The sequence below is a fragment of the Streptomyces sp. genome (assembly GCF_031178505.1).
Classification (GTDB): Bacteria; Actinomycetota; Actinomycetes; order Streptomycetales; family Streptomycetaceae; genus Streptomyces; species Streptomyces gulbargensis.
On the sequence record NZ_JAPSIW010000591.1, the window covers coordinates 1 to 4,424 of the forward strand.

Consider the following 4,424-nt stretch of genomic DNA (forward strand, 5'->3'; position numbering starts at 1 on the left):
GCCCGGCCCGGGGGCCCCCCACCCCCCGGTCCCGCACGTGGTCGCGCCGGGCTGTGCGGAGCCCGGCACGACCTCCGGGGCGCGGTCAGCGTCCGATCATGCGGGCGGCCTCGGTCGCCCAGTAGGTGAGGATCATCCCCGCTCCGGCCCGCCGGATGCCGGTGAGGGTCTCCAGGATCGCCCGGTCCCGGTCGATCCAGCCCTTCTCGGCCGCCGCCTCGACCATCGCGTACTCCCCGCTGATCTGGTACGCGGCGACCGGCACGTCCACGGCCTCGGCGACCCTCGCCAGCACGTCGAGGTACGGGCCGGCGGGCTTCACCATCACCATGTCCGCGCCCTCCTCCAGGTCCAGGGCCAGCTCGCGCAGCGACTCGCGCAGGTTGGCGGGGTCCTGCTGGTAGGTCTTGCGGTCGCCGGTGAGGGAGGAACCGACGGCCTCCCGGAAGGGGCCGTAGAAGGCCGAGGAGTACTTGGCCGTGTAGGCGAGGATCGAGACGTCCTCCTTGCCGATGGTGTCCAGGGCGTCGCGGACGACGCCGACCTGGCCGTCCATCATCCCGGACGGGCCGACGACGTGGACGCCGGCGTCGGCCTGGACCTGTGCCATCTCGGCGTAACGTTCCAGCGTGGCGTCGTTGTCGACCCGGCCCTCGGCGTCCAGGACCCCGCAGTGGCCGTGGTCGGTGAACTCGTCGAGACACAGGTCCGACATGATCACCAGGTCGTCGCCGACCTCGGCGCGCACGTCCCTGATCGCCACCTGCAGGATGCCGTCCGGGTCGGTGCCGGCCGTCCCCGCGGCGTCCTTCTTCGCCTCCTCGGGCACCCCGAACAGCATGATCCCGGAGACCCCCGCCTCCACCGCCTCCACGGCCGCCTTCCGCAGGGTGTCCCGCGTGTGCTGGACGACACCGGGCATGGCCGCGATCGGAACGGGCTCGGTGATCCCCTCGCGTACGAACGCGGGAAGGATCAGGTCGGCGGGATGCAGCCGGGTCTCGGCCACCATCCGCCGCATGGCAGGCGTCGTCCGCAGCCGCCGCGGCCGCGCCCCGGGAAAGGATCCGTACGAGTTCATGCCCCGAGGCTACGCCCGCGGCCCCCGTGCACTTACCGACACGGTGTTGAACCGGGCACCCGCGGGCAGGAGGACGGAAAAGCGGCGGGGTGCGGACCCTCCCCGAGGACCCGCACCCCGCCGAAACCGCTGCCGCGCCCAGGTGGCGCGCCGACGGCGCGCCTAGGTGGTGCGCCGACGGCGCGCACCCGGACGGCGCTCGCTCGGACGCGTCACCGGGTCGCCCGCCTCCAGCGCGGCGCCCCGCCGCCGCAGTCCGAACTCGGCCAGCGCCTCGGCCAGCTTGTGCACGGACGGCTCCGGCGACAGCACGTCGACCCGCAGGCCGTGCTCCTCCGCCGTCTTGGCGGTCGCCGGGCCGATACAGGCGATCACGGTCACGTTGTGCGGCTTGCCGGCGATGCCGACCAGGTTCCGCACCGTGGACGACGAGGTGAACAGCACCGCGTCGAACCCGCCGCCCTTGATCGCCTCACGGGTGTCCGCCGGCGGCGGCGAGGCCCGTACGGTCCGGTAGGCGGTGACGTCGTCGACCTCCCAGCCCAGCTCGATGAGCCCGGCCACCAGCGTCTCCGTCGCGATGTCGGCACGCGGCAGGAAGACACGGTCGATCGGGTCGAAGACCGGGTCGTACGGCGGCCAGTCCTCCAGGAGACCCGCGGCGCTCTGCTCCCCGCTCGGCACCAGGTCCGGCTTCACACCGAAGTCCACCAGCGCCGCTGCGGTCTGCTCGCCGACCGCCGCCACCTTGATCCCGGCGAAGGCGCGGGCGTCGAGCCCGTACTCCTCGAACTTCTCCCGCACCGCCTTCACGGCGTTCACCGAGGTGAAGGCGATCCACTCGTAGCGCCCGGTGACCAGGCCCTTGACCGCGCGCTCCATCTGCTGCGGGGTGCGCGGCGGCTCCACGGCGATCGTGGGCACCTCGTGGGGCACGGCCCCGTACGAGCGCAGCTGGTCGGAGAGCGAAGCCGCCTGCTCCTTGGTCCGCGGCACGAGCACCCGCCACCCGAAGAGGGGCTTCGACTCGAACCAGGACAGCTGGTCCCGCTGCGCCGCGGCGCTGCGCTCGCCGACCACGGCTATCACCGGCCGGTGGCCCTCGGGCGAGGGAAGGACCTTGCCCTGCTTGAAGACCTGGGCGATGGTCCCGAGCGTCGCGTTCCAGGTGCGCTGCCGGGTCGTCGTACCGGCGATGGTGACGGTGAGCGGGGTGTCCGGCTTACGGCCCGCCGCCACCAGCTCGCCGGCCGCCGCCGCCACCGAGTCCAGGGACGTGGAGACGACCACGGTCCCGTCGGAGGCGCCGACCTCGGCCCAGCACCGGTCGTCGGCGGTGCGGGCGTCGACGAAGCGCACGTCGGTGCCCTGCGCGTCCCGCAGCGGCACACCGGCGTACGCCGGCACGCCGACGGCGGTGGCCACACCGGGGACGACCTCGAAGGGAATGCCCGCGGCGGCACAGGCGAGCATCTCGGCGCCCGCGTTCCCGTCCAGGCCGGGATCGCCGGTCACCGCACGGACGACCCGCCTGCCGCCCCGCGCGGCCTCCATGACAAGATTGGCCGCATCCCTCAACACGGGGACACCGGCGGCTGTTGACGACTCGTCAACGACCGTCAGCTCCGGCGTGCTCACGCCCGCGCGCGCATGGCAGCGGACGACGTCGAGGACGTCCGGCTCGGCGATCAGGACGTCCGCCCCGGCGAGGGCCTCCACGGCCCTCAGGGTCAGAAGCCCGGGATCGCCCGGGCCTGCGCCGAGGAACGTGACGTGTCCGGGGCCCGCGAGAGCCGGGGAGACGGGGCTGGTGGTCGGGCTGGTGGGGTTCAAAGTGCTCGCTCCCCCATAAGACCGGCCGCGCCCTTGGCGAGCATCTCGTCCGCGAGTTCGCGTCCGAGAGCCACCGCCTCGTCGTGCGAGGTGGGTACGGAACCGGTGGTGGACAGCTGCACCAGCGTCGAGCCGTCGGTGGTGCCGACGACGCCGCGCAGGCGCATTTCGGTGACAACCTGCCCGTGACCGGGGTCGTCGGTCAGCAGGTCGGCCAGCGCACCCACGGGTGCGGAGCAGCCGGCCTCCAGAGCGGCGAGCAGGGATCGCTCGGCCGTCACGGCGGCCCGCGTGCGCGGGTCGTCGAGAGGCGCGAGCGCGGCGACGAGTTCGGCGTTCGACGCCAGGCACTCGACCGCCAGGGCCCCCTGACCGGGGGCGGGCAGGACCGCGTCGACCGACAGGGCGTCGTGCGACAGGGAGCCGAGGAGCTCGGCGGTCCCTCCGATGCGGTTGAGACCGGCCGCGGCGAGAACCACCGCGTCCAGCTCCCCGCTGTGGACGTAGCCGACCCGGGTGTCGACGTTGCCCCGGATCGGGACACAGCTGACCTCCAGGCCGTGGCTGCGCGCGTAGGCGTGCAGCTGGGCCATGCGCCGGGGCGAACCGGTGCCGATCCGGGCGCCCTGCGGCAGCCGGTCGAGCGTGACGCCCTCACGGGCGATCAGCACGTCGCGCGGGTCCTCGCGGCGCGGGATCGCGGCCAGCACCAGGTCGGGGTGCTGGGCGGTCGGCAGGTCCTTCAGGGAGTGGACGGCGAAGTCCACCTCACCGGCCAGCAGCGCGTCGCGCAGGGCGGCGACGAAGACGCCGGTGCCGCCGATCTGCGCGAGGTGCTCCCGGGAGGTGTCCCCGTACGTGGTGATCTCCACGAGCTCGACGGGCCGGCCGGTCAGCTGCCGGACCGCGTCGGCCACGTGCCCGGACTGGGCCATGGCGAGCTTGCTGCGCCTGGTCCCGAGCCTCAATGCCCTCTCGGTCATACTCGCCCTCGGTTCTTGACGTCGGCGTCATTCAGGTCGGCCCGGCTGACGGAGGCCACCGTCTGCGGGTCGAGGTCGAAGAGTGTCCGCAGCGCGTCGGCGTACCCGGCGCCGCCGGGCTCACTGGCCAGCTGCTTGACCCGCACGGTCGGCGCGTGCAGGAGCTTGTCGACCACGCGTCGCACGGTCTGGGTGATCTCGGCGCGCTGCTTCTCGTCGAGACCGGGGAGCCGCCCTTCCAGGCGGGCCATCTCACCGGCGACCACATCGGCGGCCATGGTGCGCAGGGCGACCACGGTCGGCGTGATGTGGGCGGCGCGCTGGGCGGCGCCGAAGGCGGCGACCTCGTCGGAGACGATGCCCCGGACCTGGTCGACGTCGGCGGCCATGGGCGCGTCGGCGGAGGCCTCGGCGAGCGACTCGATGTCGACGAGCCGGACACCGGCGACGCGGTGGGCGGCGGCGTCGATGTCGCGGGGCATGGCGAGGTCGAGCAGGGCGAGCGGGGTCTCGCGGGCCCCCACGGC

General features: G+C 73.7%; 3 protein-coding genes and 1 pseudogene. All 4 read right to left on the reverse strand.

Annotated features, from left to right (window positions below):
- Nucleotides 1-85: 85 nt before the first annotated feature.
- Nucleotides 86-1,081, reverse strand: coding sequence for a porphobilinogen synthase (gene hemB / locus RIF68_RS28445; protein ID WP_309054160.1), 996 nt, complete (start codon nucleotides 1,079-1,081; stop codon nucleotides 86-88).
- A 162-nt stretch (nucleotides 1,082-1,243) separates the two neighbouring features.
- The gene (locus RIF68_RS28450) at nucleotides 1,244-2,914 is read right to left on the reverse strand and encodes a uroporphyrinogen-III synthase (protein WP_309054161.1); all 1,671 of its coding nucleotides are present in this window, start codon (nucleotides 2,912-2,914) and stop codon (nucleotides 1,244-1,246) included.
- The gene (gene hemC, locus RIF68_RS28455; RefSeq protein ID WP_309054162.1) at nucleotides 2,911-3,897 is read right to left on the reverse strand and encodes a hydroxymethylbilane synthase; all 987 of its coding nucleotides are present in this window, start codon (nucleotides 3,895-3,897) and stop codon (nucleotides 2,911-2,913) included. The genes RIF68_RS28450 and hemC overlap by 4 nt, the downstream gene beginning before the upstream one ends.
- A pseudogene (locus RIF68_RS28460) lies at nucleotides 3,894-4,424 on the reverse strand (glutamyl-tRNA reductase); the annotation flags it as partial. The gene hemC and the pseudogene RIF68_RS28460, both read right to left, overlap by 4 nt.

Bases quoted from the DNA above. Each gene is read 5' to 3' on its own strand.
- hemB (WP_309054160.1), bottom strand. From the start codon at position 1,081: ATGAACTCGTACGGATCCTTTCCCGGGGCGCGGCCGCGGCGGCTGCGG.
- hemC (WP_309054162.1), bottom strand. From the start codon at position 3,897: ATGACCGAGAGGGCATTGAGGCTCGGGACCAGGCGCAGCAAGCTCGCC.